General features: G+C 42.3%; 23 protein-coding genes. All 23 read left to right on the top strand.

Going from position 1 to position 18,321, the window contains the following annotated elements:
* Nucleotides 1-14: 14 nt before the first annotated feature.
* The 23 genes from CXK86_RS28170 to CXK86_RS28290 all read left to right on the top strand — a co-directional run bounded on the left by CXK86_RS28170 (nt 15) and on the right by CXK86_RS28290 (nt 18,278).
* Complete coding sequence (locus CXK86_RS28170; RefSeq protein ID WP_101314945.1) at nt 15-671, top strand: pyridoxine/pyridoxamine 5'-phosphate oxidase; 657 nt, start codon at nt 15-17, stop codon at nt 669-671.
* Between the two features lie 81 nt (nt 672-752).
* A complete protein-coding gene (locus tag CXK86_RS28175; RefSeq protein WP_076252644.1) occupies nt 753-1,328 on the top strand; it encodes a GNAT family N-acetyltransferase in 576 nt (191 codons plus the stop codon).
* Between the two features lie 29 nt (nt 1,329-1,357).
* Nucleotides 1,358-1,990, top strand: a complete 633-nt coding sequence (locus tag CXK86_RS28180; RefSeq protein WP_076252642.1) for a hypothetical protein — start codon at nt 1,358-1,360, stop codon at nt 1,988-1,990.
* Nucleotides 1,991-2,159: 169 nt separating this feature from the next.
* Complete coding sequence (locus tag CXK86_RS28185) at nt 2,160-3,116, top strand: radical SAM protein (protein ID WP_101314946.1); 957 nt, start codon at nt 2,160-2,162, stop codon at nt 3,114-3,116.
* Between the two features lie 294 nt (nt 3,117-3,410).
* Nucleotides 3,411-4,424: a phosphodiester glycosidase family protein gene (locus tag CXK86_RS28190; protein ID WP_101314947.1), complete on the top strand. Its 1,014-nt coding sequence runs from the start codon at nt 3,411-3,413 to the stop codon at nt 4,422-4,424.
* Complete coding sequence (locus CXK86_RS28195) at nt 4,421-5,434, top strand: bifunctional glycosyltransferase family 2/GtrA family protein (RefSeq protein ID WP_076252636.1); 1,014 nt, start codon at nt 4,421-4,423, stop codon at nt 5,432-5,434. Before CXK86_RS28190 ends, CXK86_RS28195 begins: the two co-directional genes overlap by 4 nt.
* Before the next feature lie 127 nt (nt 5,435-5,561).
* A complete protein-coding gene (locus tag CXK86_RS28200; protein ID WP_076252634.1) occupies nt 5,562-5,822 on the top strand; it encodes a DUF962 domain-containing protein in 261 nt (86 codons plus the stop codon).
* 20 nt (nt 5,823-5,842) lie between these two features.
* Nucleotides 5,843-6,553, top strand: coding sequence for an AAA family ATPase (locus CXK86_RS28205; RefSeq protein WP_076252632.1), 711 nt, complete (start codon nt 5,843-5,845; stop codon nt 6,551-6,553).
* A 67-nt stretch (nt 6,554-6,620) separates the two neighbouring features.
* A complete protein-coding gene (locus tag CXK86_RS28210) occupies nt 6,621-7,115 on the top strand; it encodes a cysteine hydrolase family protein (RefSeq protein ID WP_076252630.1) in 495 nt (164 codons plus the stop codon).
* A 442-nt stretch (nt 7,116-7,557) separates the two neighbouring features.
* Nucleotides 7,558-8,079: a GNAT family N-acetyltransferase gene (locus CXK86_RS28215; RefSeq protein ID WP_256720086.1), complete on the top strand. Its 522-nt coding sequence runs from the start codon at nt 7,558-7,560 to the stop codon at nt 8,077-8,079.
* A gap of 740 nt (nt 8,080-8,819) precedes the next feature.
* A complete protein-coding gene (locus CXK86_RS28230; protein WP_076252623.1) occupies nt 8,820-11,531 on the top strand; it encodes a YDG domain-containing protein in 2,712 nt (903 codons plus the stop codon).
* A 238-nt stretch (nt 11,532-11,769) separates the two neighbouring features.
* Nucleotides 11,770-12,252, top strand: coding sequence for a hypothetical protein (locus tag CXK86_RS28235; protein ID WP_083684639.1), 483 nt, complete (start codon nt 11,770-11,772; stop codon nt 12,250-12,252).
* Nucleotides 12,253-12,321: 69 nt separating this feature from the next.
* On the top strand, nt 12,322-12,786 hold the full coding sequence (locus tag CXK86_RS28240) for an NUDIX domain-containing protein (protein WP_076252621.1): 465 nt from the start codon (nt 12,322-12,324) through the stop codon (nt 12,784-12,786).
* A 41-nt stretch (nt 12,787-12,827) separates the two neighbouring features.
* Nucleotides 12,828-13,208: a hypothetical protein gene (locus CXK86_RS28245; protein ID WP_076252619.1), complete on the top strand. Its 381-nt coding sequence runs from the start codon at nt 12,828-12,830 to the stop codon at nt 13,206-13,208.
* Between the two features lie 62 nt (nt 13,209-13,270).
* Entirely contained in the window at nt 13,271-13,936 is a 666-nt protein-coding gene (locus CXK86_RS28250) for a hypothetical protein (RefSeq protein WP_180361894.1), read from the top strand.
* 106 nt (nt 13,937-14,042) lie between these two features.
* Nucleotides 14,043-14,495: a hypothetical protein gene (locus tag CXK86_RS28255; protein ID WP_076252615.1), complete on the top strand. Its 453-nt coding sequence runs from the start codon at nt 14,043-14,045 to the stop codon at nt 14,493-14,495.
* 33 nt (nt 14,496-14,528) lie between these two features.
* Complete coding sequence (locus CXK86_RS28260) at nt 14,529-15,032, top strand: DUF4188 domain-containing protein (RefSeq protein ID WP_076252614.1); 504 nt, start codon at nt 14,529-14,531, stop codon at nt 15,030-15,032.
* 25 nt (nt 15,033-15,057) lie between these two features.
* Nucleotides 15,058-15,558 (top strand): hypothetical protein, encoded by a 501-nt coding sequence (locus tag CXK86_RS28265; protein WP_076252611.1) that lies wholly within the window; start codon nt 15,058-15,060, stop codon nt 15,556-15,558.
* Nucleotides 15,559-15,729: 171 nt separating this feature from the next.
* Complete coding sequence (locus CXK86_RS28270; RefSeq protein ID WP_047842163.1) at nt 15,730-16,176, top strand: LytTR family DNA-binding domain-containing protein; 447 nt, start codon at nt 15,730-15,732, stop codon at nt 16,174-16,176.
* The gene (locus CXK86_RS28275; protein ID WP_076252609.1) at nt 16,173-16,583 is read left to right on the top strand and encodes a hypothetical protein; all 411 of its coding nucleotides are present in this window, start codon (nt 16,173-16,175) and stop codon (nt 16,581-16,583) included. Before CXK86_RS28270 ends, CXK86_RS28275 begins: the two co-directional genes overlap by 4 nt.
* Before the next feature lie 163 nt (nt 16,584-16,746).
* Nucleotides 16,747-17,139, top strand: a complete 393-nt coding sequence (locus CXK86_RS28280; protein ID WP_076252607.1) for a hypothetical protein — start codon at nt 16,747-16,749, stop codon at nt 17,137-17,139.
* Nucleotides 17,140-17,144: 5 nt separating this feature from the next.
* On the top strand, nt 17,145-17,492 hold the full coding sequence (locus CXK86_RS28285) for a hypothetical protein (RefSeq protein ID WP_076252605.1): 348 nt from the start codon (nt 17,145-17,147) through the stop codon (nt 17,490-17,492).
* Between the two features lie 276 nt (nt 17,493-17,768).
* A complete protein-coding gene (locus tag CXK86_RS28290; RefSeq protein ID WP_076252603.1) occupies nt 17,769-18,278 on the top strand; it encodes a hypothetical protein in 510 nt (169 codons plus the stop codon).
* The last annotated feature ends 43 nt before the right edge of the window (nt 18,279-18,321 follow it).

An 18,321-nucleotide genomic window follows, 5' to 3' on the forward strand; every position in this document is an offset into this window, starting at 1 on the left:
ACGGAGGCGATGACATGAGCGATAAACCAATTGAACTGTTGCAACGTTTAAAATCTTTATCCGGCCCTTTTCCAACGTGGGATACGGGGCAGTTGCCGGATCGGCCCGGGAAGCTATTCTTGGATTGGTTGAGATTGGCGGTTGAGAACGAAGTGAAAGAACCTCATGCTATGACAATCTCCACCGTGGATCAAGACGGTTATCCTGATGCGCGGGTGTTGATTTTGAAAAACGTAATTGACGAAACGTTTTATTTTGCCTCCAGTTCGGAGAGCCGAAAAGGGCAGCAGTTGAAGGAGAACCCTCATGTGGCTCTCACCTTCTACTGGCCTTCCCTTGGAAGACAGATTCGGATAAGGGGAATTGCCGAAGATTGTGGAGATGAAGCGGGTGCTGATGATTTCCGCAAACGTTCAGCTGGAGCGCGAGCAGTTGCCATGACAGGGCATCAGAGTGAGGTTTTGGATAGCAAGGAAGTGCTGGATAGTTCCATTGAAGCTCAGAAGGAAAAAATAAGACGTGACCCCAGTGTTGTTACACCTCATTGGCGTCTATATGCCGTGAATGCACAAGAGGTGGAGTTTTGGCAGGGAGATTCGGAGCGCAAGCATGTACGAGTCCAATATGTAAAGCAAGATGGGCAGTGGAAGACACTCAGATTGTGGCCTTGATTGTACAACAGGTGAGTTAGGCAACACGGACCGAACTGCTGTGTGTTTCTTTTTCCTAACAATCTGAGGGAGGATAAATCTATGAAAACGATTGAAAGTTTCTTCAAACCATTTCCCATGTTGGAAACCGAACGGACGTTACTTCGACCTCTTACCTATGATGATCTGGAGGATATGTATAGTTACTGCGTTGTACCTGCTGTATCGGAGTTCACCACCTGGGACGCGCATCAGAGCAAAGAAGACACCAAAGCTTTTTTAGATTTTGTCATGAGTCGCTATGAGACGGATCTAATAGGCCCATGGGGGATTGAAGATAAACACACCAAGAGGCTGATCGGTAGTTGTAACTATCTAGGGTGTGATAGCGATAACAGGAGAGTTGAGCTGGGATATGTGTTATCTGATCAATATTGGAATCAAGGCTACATGACTGAAGTAGTGAAACGAATCATCCGATTTGGATTTGACGAAATGGGGCTCGAGCGAATCCAGGCCAGATGTTTAGTGGAAAACACAGGTTCTGCCAAGGTCATGGAGAAGGCAGGCATGCAATTCGAAGGTGTGCTGAGGAAATACATGAAGGTAAAAAATGAGCTTCAAGATCTGAAGATGTATGCTATCGTAAAAGAAGACTTCTATACTCGTGTTAAATAAAGAACGTATTTTTGAAAGGGCGATCGAGGATGAACAAAGGAATTCTGTATCTTATGTTATTCATGACTTTTTTAAGTAGCTCAGAAGTGACATACAATCGTAATGCCGTTTCAAAAGAACCTCCTGCATCTCATGCAACAAAGATATTTACTGAGGATGAATTCCAATTTCAGATTAAATCCAAAGATATTACGATTAAATTAGGAAGTACTCGTGAAGAGGTTGAGCAGCAACTTGGACTCCACGTGGATTATTACTACTACACGAATGTCTATCAGTACAAAGATATGAGAATTCATTACAAAGATGGCATTGTGGATGGCATTATGATTGATGGCCCGGCAAAGTTCAAAACGTACAAAACGCCAAGCGGGATAGGTTATGGAAGTACAGTTCAGGAGGTCTTCCAAAAATACGGCAAAAAAGCTTTTATAGATACTAAAAAAGGAAAAGTAAAAAGTATTACATATGTCATGGAGGAAAATAAACAAGGTAATTACCATGTCATACCGTCCTTTGATCATGCAATATTGGAAGGAGGATTTGAGAACATGAAAGGGTTGTCCATGAATTTTGATCAAAAGGGTCGTGTGTCATTCATTATGCTGGCGAGCCATGAGTTTGCCTATAATCCTGAGTTCAACAAGGATGACATACAATAGAGGATTATGGGATTACCTTACATCACTCCCGATCATTGAGGAAATGGGTTTTATTTTTGTTTTCAGCAAGCAACGTACATAATGTCATATCTTGAACCTGGTGCCTTCCGCTATAATCTTCAAGTTATCCAAATGTGGATTGAATGAAAGAACCAGGAGGTACAACGAATTGACGATCAAAAACAAATATAAATCACTCGAATTGGAAACCCCCGGCGTATATGAGCTAGAAGGGCTTGAAGTGGGAGTGACATCGAACTGCAATTATAAATGTGACTACTGCTGCGCCTACAATCGGGATGATGGAGCGTGCATCAATAGTCAGGAAGTCATCCGTATTATTAGTGAGCTTCCTCGTCTCAAGCGAGTGCGATTGTCAGGGGGAGAAGTTACTCTGAAATATCAGGATTGCCTGGAGATTGTGACGTACTGTGCGGCACATGGCATCGATACACAATTGAACAGTAATGCCAGTCTGCTGACTGAAGAACGAATCATGGCGTTGCGTGATGCAGGCTTGTCCAACATTCATATCTCGTTCAATTATACGGATGCGGAGTCGTATGCTACGTACTACCACGTGCATCCTCGCATGTATGAGAGACTGGAGCAGAATATCCATATGTGTACGGAAGCTGGTCTGGAGACGGTGCTGGAAACGTTACTGTTTGAGGGTAACCAAGCGAACATGCAGGCCATTAGCGATAAGGTGTATGATCTGGGTGTGCGCATCCATGAGATCCAGAACAGTATTAAGATGCCGCATACCGACTGGACCCAGATTGTATCCAAAGAGTCCCTTGTTCGATCTGTTACGGAATTAATTAAACATAAAAAGCCAGATACAACGCTCTATTTCACCTGTATGGATCGGTTCGCTGAACAGTTGAATTTGCGCGAACAACCTGGTGTGTATTTCTCTAATTGTGTGGATGGCACGAAACAGCTGCATCTGCACGGCAACGGGGATATTCTCATCTGTGAATTATGCCATCCTGTTGTGATTGGCAACATCTATACTGGAACGTCGTTGAAGGATATTTACGCTCAGCAGCCCCCGGCGTTAACGGAATTCCTGGAGAAGCGGCCTTGTCCCGCGTACGATGCTCTTTTTGCAGATGCATAACAGGAAGACCTGTTGAAGATATGTGATATGAATGTTGAACGAATATGTACACGATATTAGTGGCCTTAGGGTTATATAGATTGAAAATCAAGGTGATCTGATTTCCTCAATGGGAAAACGGATGGCCTTTTTTGATTGAACTATTCATTTACACAATAACAGCGATTGGAAGGTTGTTCTATCATCGTAGTGTCTGTGTGAATATTCTTTAGTTCAATTGATATGGTTTCAGATTCATTTAAGCTACCCAGCCTAATATGGCCTTAAGAACTTAGATGAAGAGGTGAGCTTCACATGATAAAGATTGATGAGAAACCAACCCGGAAAGAACCACATAAACGACCGATCTCTCCAAGAAAGCACAGATGGCTCATCATCACACTTGTCATCGTGCTTGCAGTAGGTGGAATCCTGTACAGCCTGGCTGACCGTTACCTGATCCGGCATGTGCAGGTGGTTGTGGCGGATGAGAACACGGCAACGGTAGCAACGGGCAACGCCAATGATTCCAGCAGTACTACGACCACTACGACTGAAGTGAATGCAACGTCAGATGATTGGAATTATTCGAGTGATGATATGAAAGTCAGTATTGAAAAGGTACAGACAGGATCAGGCTCGGATCAGATTGCGTATTATGTCGCCGATGTTCAGCTAACGGATGCAAGCAGCCTGCGAACTGCGCTAGCGGACAACAGTTTTGGAACGTACATCACCGAGAATACGTCAGAGATTGCTGCTGCCAATAATGCGATCTTGGCCATTAATGGTGACTACTACGGATTCCGTGATGATGGTGTCATTATCCGAAATGGAACGTTGTACCGGGACAGCCCAACGCGGGATGCACTTGCCCTATTCAACGACGGTACGATGAAAACATATAACGAGAATGAAATTTCTTCCTCGGAACTGCTGGCTGAAGGTGCAACCAATACACTATCCTTTGGGCCCATTCTGATTCAAAATGGCGAGATCGTCAGTGATTTTAGCAGTGTGAAAATCGATAACAACTTTGGCAACCGCTCCATCCAGGATACAAATCCAAGAACAGCGATTGGCATGATTGCTCCGAATCATTACGTCTTTGTGGTGGTGGACGGACGGCAGGACAACAGCCGAGGCATGACCTTGGCAGAACTGGCTGATGTCATGAAAGGTCTGGGAGCAACCGAGGCCTACAATCTGGATGGTGGCGGTTCATCCACCATGTATTTTATGGGCAGAGTTGTCAATAACCCGCTGGGGCGTAACCAGGAACGTGGCGTAAGTGACATTTTATATCTGACGGAGGGACAAGGATCATGACGATATTAATTCCATCATATGAACCCGATGTGCGTTTACTGAATCTCGTTTTGCAACTGCAAACCTTTAAACTTGGACCCATTGTGATTGTGGATGATGGCAGTGGCCCCGGTTACCGTGGAATTTTTGAAACGGCAGAAGCGTATGGCTGTACGGTCCTGACACATCCCGTCAATCTGGGTAAGGGCAGGGCCTTGAAGACTGGCTTTCAGTATATTAAGGAGTATGGACCTCAGGGCGGTATAGTGTGCGCAGATAGTGACGGACAGCATCTGCCACATGATATTAAGCGTATCTTCGAAGTGCTACTCGCACAAACCACAACAGGAATTGTACTCGGCAGCCGTCGCTTCAGTGGTAAAATTCCAGCACGTAGCCGGTTTGGCAATACAGTCACAAGGGCGGTCTTTTCCCTCACAACAGGTACCAAAGTATATGACACGCAGACCGGTCTACGCGGTTTTCCCTACTCCATGCTGGACTGGCTGAACCAGATTCCCGGGGATCGGTTTGAATACGAGATGAACATGTTGTTAACGGCACACAAGGAAGGGTATGAGATTACGGAGGAGTTTATTGATACGGTGTATCTGGATCACAATGAGTCCTCTCATTTCCGCCCACTGGTAGATTCGTTCCGGATCTATATGCCAATCCTGATGTTCAGCACATCTTCGGTGCTATCGGCACTGATTGATTTTGGATTACTGTTCGTCATCCAGTATTTGACGCATAATCTGTTTCTGTCGGTTGTCGCAGCAAGGCTGTGCAGCTCCATCTTCAACTACACGATTAATCGAAAGTACGTATTTTCCGCTGGACGAACCTCTAAGGTTCGGCAGTCTTTGCCCAAATACTTCTCACTTGTCCTACTGGTGCTGTTATTAAACTACGGTTTATTGTATTTTTATAATGAAAAATTAATTATCCCGCTGCTCGCAGCTAAGCTGCTGACCGAGGTATCCATCTTCCTGTTCAGCTATTGGGCACAGCGCAGATTTGTCTATTAACTCTGAGGAGAGAGTAAGCCACTGGCTTGCTCTTTTTTGGTTGAAACGGTTTCATATGTACCCCGAAATAGGTTACGATGGAGTGGGATATAAGGAGCCTTATTTTAGGTGAAATGGATGTGGACTGATGTTGAATCGTGTGCGCAAGGACTTGCGTTATTATCTTCAGGAGCATCAGGATCGGAAAAACCGCATTTTGCATTACTTCGCGTTTTTGTCGGCGTTTGTGGCATGGATTTTTTTGTTTATTGATATCAAAGTCACGCTCCTACTCGCTGTCACCCATTACGCTTTATCCTGGATGGGGCACTTCTATTATGAAGGCAATAAACCCGCAGCTTTTCGTTATCCTCATAATTGTAAATATTCTTTAGTTGAACTTATATAAATAAATGTGGGAGGATGATTATGTATCTTCGAAGTGTGGAACTCCTGTCGGCCAAGATCGAGAATCGGAACCAATATCCTTTTGACATCCCCGCGATCCGGTCCTTGGAACGATTGGAGCTCACGAATAACGTTACTTTTTTTGTAGGTGAAAATGGTTCTGGGAAATCTACGCTGCTCGAAGGCATCGCTCATCAATGTGGATTCAATACCGCAGGGGGCGGCAGGAATAATACCTATGAGACACATGCTTCGGAATCCTCGCTCGGGAATTATCTCAGGCTGGCCTGGTTACCCAAAATAACGAATGGTTTCTTCATGCGCTCTGAATCGTTCTATCAATTCGCATCACATGTCGATCAGATGCCGGCATCGCTTCAATATTATGGCGGGCGTTCATTACATGAACAATCACATGGGGAGTCTTTTCTCAGTCTGTTCGTCAATCGCTTCAGTTCCAAAGGCATCTATCTGCTTGACGAGCCCGAAGCCGCTTTATCTCCAGCTAGGCAGCTCTCCTTATTGCGTATCCTTCATGATTTGTCGGGCACTTCACAATTTATTATTGCGACGCACTCACCCATTTTACTGGGGTATCCGGGGGCAGAGATTTTAAGTTTTGACGATAGCCATATTCAAGAGGTAGCCTATGAGGAGACCGATCATTATCAGATTACTCGCAGCTTTCTGGAGAACCGCGACCGGATGCTGAATGAATTATTTAAAGATTAAGTTCTCAGTTTAACAAGGGAAGTCACTCAACCATGCGACATGAAATTTATTTATGAGGAGAGATTGGATGAAAGTAGGTTTGCTTATTGTTGATATGCAGGAGAGTATTGTGCGGAAAAAGATGGATCAGACTTCGATAGACCATGCCTGTGAGTACATTAACCATGTGGCTAATGTGCTGCGTTCGAATGATCATACGGTCGTTCACGTGCAGGATGTGGAGGGCATGGAGGAGGCAGTGTCAGATGAGTATCGCATCATACCCGAGGTGGACGTGAATGAGAAGGATCTCACCGTTACCAAGGAAGCCTCCAATGCCTTCTGGCAGACCGATTTGGAGCAGGTGTTGAAGAGTCATGGAGTTGAATTGGTGATCATCGCCGGTTTTGCCGCAGAGGAATGTGTTCTATTCACCTACAACGGAGCGATGGAGCGAGGTTTCCGGCCGGTGATGTTGCAAAATGGAATTCTTAGCACACATCCCGAAGCAGTGACTTCAACGTACAGAGATCGCAATGTGATCTCATATCCTGTGGTTGATTATCTATATAAGTTCAACTAAAGAGGTTTACACTGAGCACTCCAATGACAGAACAACCTTCCGATCGCTGTTATCCCCAGATTTTTTTGATTCCCTTTTTAAAGGGGAAATCCGGTGATAAAGGCGAACGCTCCGCTTCTTCAGGTTATTTCTGTCTTCTCCGTTTTTGTGTAAAAAGTTTAGTTGAACCTATATAATTCGATAATTATTAGCTAAGTGCTAATGGATATTTGGTGAAAAATAAAGACAAGACCAATAATCGGACTCTTTAGGGAGTCTTTTTTTGTCCAAATGTTCATGTCCACTGTGAAAGTAAGGTTACTCCATGGTTTAAACCAAACTTTGCCTATATCTGCTGTGGTTGAAAGAATATATTGAGAACAGGGCACAGCAAACTCGTTGTGGACATCGGTAATGTCATGTATGGACCACTAGCCAACTCATTAACTGAGGGAGATGTGCAATGAAGATGAATGTACAAATTACGAGTATTTTGGCAGAACAAAAGGAATTGTTCCTCAACCTGTACAACTTGTACTTATATGATCTGTCCGAATTTTCTGGCGAGGATCTACTTGAAGAGGGGAAATATGATCCAACGAACACCTATCTATATCTGGAACGCGATGAATTACATCCGTTTTTGATTCAGTATGAAGGAAAGGTTATTGGATTCGTACTGGTCTGCTCACCTCCATATGTGCCGGAAGGTGTGGATTATACCGTGCAAGAGCTGTTCTTGGTCAAAAAATATCGCGGACAGGGGCTGGCAGCCCAAGCGGTTGACTTGGTTTTTGCTCAATTTGAGGGTACATTCAAAGTGGAACAGCTTGCTAATAATGCGGCAGCAGTTTCGTTCTGGAAAAAATATTATGAGCAACATCAGATAGAATATACTGAGTCTGAATATAACATTGAAATTGACAACATCGCTGGTAGCCACCGGATTTTGTCCCAGACTTTTGTGCGTGAAAGAGAGAAATAATATTTAAATTAGAAGGTGATTAGTATGTTCATTATCGTAGCAACCAAGGGGAGTTTGAAGTGGGTTTCGGGTGTATTCCAGGCAGAAGATGTAGCTAGACAGTATATGGATCTCATACCCGAGGAGCTTAAGGGATTACCAGAAATTCATTCAGATAGAGAACATCACATATCCATTTTATATTATAGAGCGTCAGGATTCTCCATTTAGGTTTCTTGGTAAAGATGAAGTGATTGCACTTTTTGATATAACAGATGTGTCAGAGGATGAAGATGAGGTGCACTTCAATATCTACACGATTGATTCAGATTATAGATCGAACAAACCTGGAACAGATTATATGGGAGCACTGAGGCATGATCATGTGACCAATGAATCTATAGAGATGTACCGAGAAGAAGGAACAGCATTTCTGATTAGACGAAGGATTTTATGAATGTGAGCATTGAGGAAACTAACGATTCAGCACTTTAGTTTACTACCTAATTTAATAAACGAGGATACCTATGGATACGACAACGAGGTGTCCTTTTTTTTGTTATATTTCAGTTCTGATGTGATAGGGAGGAGTAGAAAAATGTATACTGTATGCACCGAAAGTTGGGCTCTAAACTCTTTAACAGACTGGGTTTTGTAGCCATATTTCATGGTCAGTATTTTATGTATACTATTGCTGATCTTTGTGATAAGTTGAGCGAGTAAGATCCAGTAATCATACTATGAGTGAGAGGACTAATATCATGAATTGTGCTAAAAAGCTTGTGACCACTCTATTGATTACAGTTATGTTGTTTTCATCGTTTAATGTAGTATTGGGTGCCGCCGAATCTTCGGCATCAGACATCGAGGGAAACTGGGCAGAAAGCCAAATTACGAAATGGATCGACAAAGGTTTTATTCATGGTTATGAAGATGGCAGCTTTAAACCGAACAATACCATAACAAGAGCAGAGTTTTTCTCATTGGTTAATCGTTCATATGGATTTACTGAAACAGCATCTGTATCCTTCAAGGATGTTACTTCATCTAACTGGGCATATGCTGAGGTTTCCAAAGCTGTAAAAGCTGGATACATAAAGGGTTATAGGGACGGTACAATCGGTGCCAATAAACCCATTACTAGACAAGAAGTTGCAGTTATTATCAATGATCTTCTGGATCTATCGAATGAAGCTAGTACTGGAAATCACTTTACGGATTCCAATATGATAGCCTTATGGGCTAAAAATTCGGTAGATGCTATAGTGGCTAAAGGGATTTTACAGGGCTACGATAATAACTTCAATCCGAATAAACCGATCACTCGTGCTGAAGCAGTCGTTGCGCTGGATCGTTCAGTGAATGCAAGAGCAACGGATTACAGCTTAGCTGGAACATATGGCCCTGAGGCGGGGACGCAGACCATTGATGGGGATGTGCTCATTAGCACGGCTGGGGTTAAATTGAAGAATATGATCATCAAAGGAAACCTATTATTTAGTGAAGGTATCCAAGAAGGAGATGTACACCTTACGAATGTTACGATTAAAGGTGTGACACGGGTAGAGGGTGGGGGCGTTAGTACCATCTATTTAAAAAATACCGTAACATCTACCCTTATTGTTGATAAGAAAAAAGGACCCGTTCTCATTATTGTAGAAGGTTCAACGACAGTTGGAGAAGTAACCATTCACTCCCCTGCTACGCTACAAGAAACGGATATTACGGGGAATGGCTTCGGCAAGATTACATTATCCGAGCGGTTACCTGCGGGTTCAAAAGTAGGTTTGAAAGGAACATTTGATTCCTTAATCATTAAAGGCAGTGGGGTTCAGGTGGATATTCCTGAAGGCCGTATTAAGGACGTTATCGTAGCAGTTACAGCAACGGGGACGACTCTTAACTTAGGCACGGATGCAACGATTGTAAACCTTTTCTTAGATGCAGTCGCTAAAATTCTAGGCACGGGTACTATTGAAAAGGTGACGCTGAGTTCCGTTGCTAAAGGTGGTACGACTTTTGAAACTACAATTCGACTGTTGGATAAAGTCATAAATACAGTGACTCCAGCTACTCCAACTGCTCCTGTGACTTCACCTTCCACTGGAGGAACGGATACAATCGCTCCTACTCTGTCCAATGTAACGAGTGGTCATATTGCAGGTGGAGATCCTGTGGTGGGTAGAAGCAATGAAAATGGGTATCTGTATTTGGTTCCTTCCGCAACACCAAAAACAATCACAAGTTTAAATCAATCTGTTGCAGGATTGTTAGGCAAGAAGCAGTCTGTGATAGCAAACTTAGATGCCACAATTAATACAGTGGGATTAGCTTCAGGTACGTATGTCGTATATGCCGTTGATCTCGCGAACAATATATCGATGGCTTCGGCAGAGATCGTGATTGGTACAAATCAGTTAACCGTTTCGACTCCAGTACTCTCAACCGAGAAAATGTACGATGGAACGTCTTCGGCTACAGTAATAGCAGATTCACTAACCGGAGTTGCTGCTGGAGACCATGTAACCGTGAGTGCAGCAGCCACCTACAATGATGCAATAATAGGCACAGGTAAAACAATAACTGTAGTTTATACGTTGGGCGGAGCGGATGCGGCCAAGTATATTGCGCCTGCAAACTATATAATCCAGACAGGGGCCATTACAGCCGCACAGTTGACGATCGGGGAGCCGATGTTGACTGTTATTGAGAAGACAGATGGAGATTCATCGGTAGTCGTATCTTCCGGTTCCTTAGTTGGGGTTGTTCCAGGTGAGGATGTGACGGTGAGTGCAGAGGCGGTATATGATACAACTTCCCCGCCTAATTCGGCACTTGTAACTGTGGTTTACACAATAGCTGGTACGGATAGTGGCAAATATATTGCTCCAGCTAATAATACGAATTACACTGTTTATGTACAATACACCGGACATACTGGGATTATCCTAGACCTGATAACAACTTCCAAAGAGTATGACGGAACTTTAGCATCAAATGTAGCAGCGGGTTCTAGAGAAGGGGCTTGTCCAGGTAGTGGAATTTGTCCAGGGGAAGACGTAACGGTAGGTGCTTCAGGAGCTTATGATGATACACATGTAGGAACAAATATGAAGATAACCGTATCGTACACTCTATCGGGTAATGGTGCAGGAAATTATTTACCGCCAACCAGTATCGAAGTGAATACAGGTGTGATCACTGCAAAGCAATTGATGATCACGGATCCGACATTAATACTCTCCAAAGTATATGACGGAACTCTTGCAGCAAATGTAACACCAGGAGTATTAACTAACGTGATCTATGGGGATGACGTACAAGTAAATGCTGTAGCGACATACAATAATGCAGCTGTTGGTACCAGTAAAGTAATAACAATTAAGTATACTCTTACAGGGCTTGATGCAGGAAATTATATTGCCCCAGCAACTCAGACGGTTGGTACGGGGGAGATTACTGCTACACCCTGATATTTATGTATGAAGACCATTTTCATTAGTGACTTTTCTGATGAAGGTATAGATGCTAATAGAGTCTCCACTGTCGAATAAGACTGTGGAGGCTTTTTTGATTTTCTGAAAAGAGTAGAATATAAATGGTAGAGTTCAATGCTCAAAATGATTTCGCATTTACCAATACATGGGTTATGATGAATTAAGAGGATTGAACAGATATTGAAGCATGGGGAACTGTAACGGAGGTGCGGGTATGTCGAAGCATCATTTTGTTATTGAAAACAAATCGCAAGTAAACGAAGATATCTATACTTTCTATTCTTGGGACTCTAACGGCGTGATACATGGAAATGGATTAACCACAGAGAATCATGCGACCTTGGAAGACGAATTCATTGCGTACATCTATGATTCCCTTTGCTGGTTGGATACATGGAATCCATCTACCTGTATGAGATGTAGTGGACTGAACAACTATGGATTAACCGTTATTGAAGAGCAGGATGTTTTGTTGAAGTTTCATCAACTGATTCGGGCTTGGATGGATCTATTCAGCCATGCGACGGATCCGATTGTTCTAACAGGGAGTTACTGTGTTGATGGGAAAGAACAGAAGGGCAGTTACGAGAAACTCGTGTACAACAAAGTTGAATTAATCAACGAATTAAACAAGCTTGCGAACATGGCAAAGTACGCTGAGATAAATGGGAAATGTATTGTACATTTTGGAATATGAATCAATAGAAAAGGTTCCTGATTAAAATCGTAAGCTGTTGAAGTAATCCAACAGAGAGGAGCAAGAATAATGACTAGTCGTATTGTAGTTACGGGTGGAGCTATTATTCGAGATCATATGGGGAGGGTTCTGCTGCAAAAGAGATCAGATTATGGAGATTGGGGATTACCCGGTGGTGGTATGGAACCAGGTGAACGAATCGAAGAAACCATGATTAGAGAAGTGAAAGAGGAAACAGGGCTTGAGGTGAATTCTTATGAATTGGCCTCCATCTATACGGGCGAGAGGATGCACTATACGTATCCGGATGGAAATGAAGTAGTATTTGTAATGTTTTTATTTGACGTTATTGCGGAGTTGGAAGGAAAACTCTGTGATGATCAATTAACTCTTTTATTTGAAGATGAACAGAAGGAGTCATTACAGCTTGTTTTTAAAAGCCTGGATGAGATTGATATTTCCACAATTAACAATGTGCAGAAGCCTATATTTGTAGATTTGAAGCAAGGAGAGTCTAAATTGCTACGCCAGTAATTGCGTAAATATAATAGCCCAAAATGAATAGAGGTTAGATTATGGTGAAAAACATGGCAATAATTCAACCTTTTATCCCAGCATTTTCTGTTCAAAATTTGGAGTGGGTTGCTGGGTTGAATCTGTATATAAAACAAGACAAATATTATGAAAATATTTCGATAGCAGATATTACATTTTTAATAAAATTATTAAATGTTACATATGAATTACTTCTTAGATTCACTAATATTGAAAGTTTTCATTATAAGCCTCATGGTGTTCTAGTTCAGATCAGTGGGTTTAAGATTAAAGATCTGAAAGACCACGGATATCATCCGATGAAATATTACGTTGAAGACTATGAGGACGGAATATTAGGATTTTATTGTGAGGATATTGAATTGATACATGTGCAAGAGAGTGAGCACTTAGCTTTGTAAGTCATAGAACATCATAGTTGAGCCTTTTAATAAAGAAAGGAGTTTTTACATTGCCTTGGCCGATGGTACATTTTGCAATTGCATCCGAGTTGATATCCGAGCCATCCCCTGAATTGTTATTGGGGAGCCTTGCTCCTGATTCGATCCATGTAAGAACTAATCTTCGTACAGAAAAGGCAAAAACCCACCTCATGCCGGAGGCAGGAAGATTTGCAACAGACGAAGAACTTAAAGACTTTTTTGAAACCCAAAAGAAGTTAGCTTATAGTGATCCCAAATTCCTGCAATATCTGTGCGGTTACATCGCCCATATCTATACGGATCGCGTGTGGACATTCGATATGTATCCTGCATATGAAGTCCACCCCAATGGAAGAAGCGTGTATACACAGGATGTCACAAAGTTAGAGTTTATGATTCTACAGAATTGGAAAGGGGCCCATGAATGGTTAAATGAGCTGAACGTGGGAAAAGCATTTGATTTAGGTGGATTGCTGGAATCCGAAGTGTATCAGTATAGGGAAGAAAAACTGGAGTTTTTAGTTAACCCTGACAACGAACCTTTGGGTGATTTAAATATGTTATCCATGGAAGCTATGGAAGAGTTCATACATAAAACGGCGTTAGCGCTAAAAGAATTGTATACAAAATGGAATGTGTATGAAGATTTACGCAGCAATGAAGGCACTGCACAAATTCGTTCGCATGCTGCATTCGAAGATCAATGAGATTATTTTAGCTGTAAATGCAGGAAATATTGCGGCACAGCGGTTATATCTGAAAGTAGGTTTCCAGTTAATCTTGCATCATAGAATCACATAAAGGAGGAAGGACATGGACATCGTTATGACGCTTGAACCGCACGGATGGCTGGATATCCTGGTTCAACCTGATCAGGGAGAACAGATTGAGATTCCGGTTTCTTTTTTGTCGGATGCGGTGGATGAGATAGCACGTCAATTCGTTGCATTGCACAAAGGAGCCACGGAGGTAACCATGACTATGCAGACCGAACCTGGAGAATATCGCTTCTGGATCAAGAAACGTTCGCAGGTAATCGTTCAATTCATGGTGTATGAGATGAGTGATAACTTTAGCACGGAAGCCGTTACAGAGGGGCGATTGCTTATGTCTGAGGAGTTATCCTTGGTCAAGTTGACTAAGCTATTTTACAGAGAACTAAGCAGAATGAAGGAAATGGGACCGGAGGAATATCACAAACGGTGGAGTTTTGAATTTCCCCTGAATGCCTATGAGCGGATAGGCAGGGTCGTCCAGATCCGATGAAATCGAATGTGTTTGACGAGAAGGAGGGGTGACATGGTGAACATACATAAGGGAAGATACTCCGCTCAGATTGAGGGAGAATTTGTTGTTTTTATCATCGGAATGAGGATCAATCGTCTGTGGGCTATACACAAATGGTTGCCTGTCTTTAAGTCCATGGGACCGATGATTAAAGAACTGTATATGAATCCGGAGACTGGATTTCTGAGTACAGAGTATTTTATAAGTTGGCGTGGGGTGACGCTACTACAATACTGGCGCTCTTACGATGAATTGGAGAAATACGCACGAGGCGGATTACACTTGGAAGCTTGGAAAAAATTCAACCGATCCATTGGTACTGACGGAACAGTAGGGATATATCATGAAACATACAAGGCTCAGTCGGGTTCCTTCGAGACCATATACGCCAACATGCCCAAATTCGGATTAGCTAAAGCTTCTGACCATGTGCCTTCGACAGGGAAAATGGAGACATCCAGACGCAGAATGGGCGGAGAGAATGACCCGGCCGTGGAAGTACCAGAGAATCCTTAAATAGGTAAAAAGAAAGGGGCATGTTATGAAGGCTAAACTTCGACCAGAAGATATATATTCAAAGCAACTTAGCTGGCTGTGTATTGAACCAATGCTTGTTTCGGTACGGGGCAGAGATATGGCAGCCAAAACAGAGATATACCGAATGTTACACGAAGGGCAACAAGCTTTATTTCTGTTCTATTCCTATCACAATCACACGAAAAGTCTGGCAGAATTTTATTGGTTTTCGGCATATAACATCATTGAGATCAAAAGCTGGAATGGAATAAAAAATGGGATGCACTTTTTTCATTTAGATGAGATGGTTAATGTACTTGAACAGATTGAAAGTCTCATTACGGACAAAAATAAAGTGGGTGAAGAGTGGCTTGAGGTGCTGGCAACAGATCTGGATAAGGACCCAATCTTGCTTCAGAGAACAGAGGTGTTATATGACACCTATCAGACCGTGGCGCAAGCAGCTATTACACATATGAATGAGATGATCCTGCAAAATCGGGATATGTATCTGGAGATTGAGTAAGGTTAACGTAGCACCTCCTTATATTAAAAGAACTGCTCCCATGGAGTGGTTCTTTTTAGTATTTATGCAGTACCGATGCAACAAACTTGCAAAATCATGCAACAAAACGCAATACAGTGGGATTGCCGTAACTATGCTTGTAATATGAGTTGTGAGAGGAGGGGCAAACACATGAAAGTCATTTTTGAAGAGGACACGACAGTTGAAAAAAGGTTAGCCAAGGTCATAACCCATCCTGCGGAGAAGTCGAAGTGGGACCGTATTCAGAAGGCAATCTGTGAATCGGAAACTCAATTAACGGTCATCCATGCCAAGAATAATCGCAATATACAGATCCAGTTGAGCTCAGTGGTTGCCTTTGAATCAGAGGATCGGATGTGCTGTGTCCGGGTGATCTCAGGTGAGAGGTACTTGCTTCATAAACGTCTGAAATTTGTAGAAGAGGATCTGGATGACCTTCATTTTGTAAAAATAAATAATCAAACGATCATCAATACGCGGTACATCACCGCATTCTCTGCAACAGACCAAGCTCGAATTAAGGTAGACCTGAGCGATAGCTCCAGTTACTTCGTCAGCCGATTTTATATTAAAAACTTTAGGGGGAAATTATCATGATTACTCAACTTAGAAATTCTTTTTTTCAAGTATTCACTATAATGACGCTATGGATCACGTTCTTGGCTACAATATTCTTTGGTGATCTGCCCATTCAGATGTCCTATTTATGGAACATAGCGGGTATTGCTTTTATTGCAGCTTTGTTGTTTGGAATGATGTATAACATACTGTGGAACTATTTTACGTTAAAACCGGTATGGAATATCGTCATTTCTTCCACATTCAATATTGCAGGAGGTATGGCGATGGTATGGTTATTCTCGGTAGACATGTTCCAATTCATCGCTCCCTGGTTCCCCGGCATGTGGTTATTATCTATCGTGCTACACGTCATCGCTTTTTATTTTTATGCTAGAATGGATAGCAGGAAAAAAGCGGAAGAGTTAAACAACATTCTCAAGTAGGTAAGGGGAACAAATATGAACGAGGAAGAACTGTTGCAGCTGTACGGATTGGAGCCTAGAACCGTATGATTTTGTTAATTTCTCCAACGCGGAATGGGTCTCACACTATAAATAATATTATGGTGTTTGATTCGGATTTATAAGGTATGGAAGGAGGGGGACTATGCCAAGTTTGCATGACAACATCATATTAAGTTACGAAGTTGATTTAGAGAACAAAAGAATCAGGATGCGTACTCGTTCAAGTCATGATGTGTCGAAAAATATGGATGTTTTATTCTCTGGTGTAATGGCCCATGCGTTTGATACACCGCTGCATGGCAGCATTATTTTGGATCTGGATGAGTGGGAAATAGAGCATTTTATCCCTTATAATCGAGAGTTGTTAGAATCGGGGATGGGTCAGGGGTGGCCTGCCAGTTATGATTCCTATGACGAATTGCAAACTCGGCTGATAGAAGAGAATTACAAGTACATGGTGATCTCATCCTCGTATGGATTGAGTGGTTGGGTTTTGGCAAAGAACGTAGAGATTTCTGTTCAAGAAACGGGGTGAGCGGGATGGAGCGTGAGAACACGCAGCATGGTAGCAAGAGGGGCGGAGGACTAAGAACGGGCATTGTTGTGCTTGTTGTTCTGTTCGTTATTCTAGTCATGACCAATCCAAACGAAGAAGATTTTGTCGCATGGCTTGCAACTGAACATAACATCCATTCTTCGTATGATGTGAATGAAGGCAGGACGTTTACGCAGACGATCGACGGTGAAGAAAAGACGCTTCATTATAAAGGTGGACATATACTGCATATGGGAATATTTTCAACATATAGTTACCTTTTCTCGGATAATGAAGAAAAAGAGATCCAGATTGAAGCGGTCGGCATAATAAATATGTTATTTGATAGATAGGTAGATTGATTGTGGACAGTTACAAAAGTTGAGTGAAAGTTCTGCTGTTAACCACGCGCTTTGCATGATGTAACTCGTGCAGAGAAGCGTGGTTTTTTGCGCGAAATGCGATAGAAACAGAGATGGTTTACTTCGTTTATTCGCAAATTCCACATTATGGGTTATGATGTACCTTGAGAGAAAATTTTACATACATAGGAAGTCTCTATTTTAAATAAAAGTCATTTAAGGTCTTTACCAGGGGAGTGTTATCCATGACTAAATGGAGGGCTGATTATGAAAAAGTTAACCGTAGTTTCAGTATTATTTCTACTTCTGGTGGCCTGTCAGAACCAGGAAAACACTGAAGATGCACAACAATCAATAGATTCCTTGGCTCAAAGTGTCACAGCAAAAGAGACACAACAGGATGAAGAAATATCGACATCCCATGAGAAGGAAGACATCCCACCAGAGTATCTCGATGAAACAAACTATACCGGTGACAAATTGGAAATCGTCAAACTTATGAATGCCCGTATACGTTATTTATACGAAAAGGATGAAATAGCATATATGAGTTTGATTGATCCTGAATCTCCTATATCAGGTATGGGAAGATACAAAGTTCTCAAGGTTACTTCCATGAGCGATATCACTATACAGGAGCAAAGGAAACTCTATCAGGCAGTGGTGATAGTTAATGAGATAAATGAGAACGACGAAGAGTATAGCAATACGATGGTGTTTTGGAAAAAGAAAGAAGATGGCGATAACGCGCAATGGATTTTTGCAGACATTGATTAAGCACAGTAGAACACTGTCTTGATCATGGAGCTGAAAATTTTAT

Origin of the sequence: Paenibacillus sp. BGI2013 (assembly GCF_002843485.1) — a bacterium.
Taxonomy (GTDB): domain Bacteria; phylum Bacillota; class Bacilli; order Paenibacillales; family Paenibacillaceae; genus Paenibacillus; species Paenibacillus amylolyticus.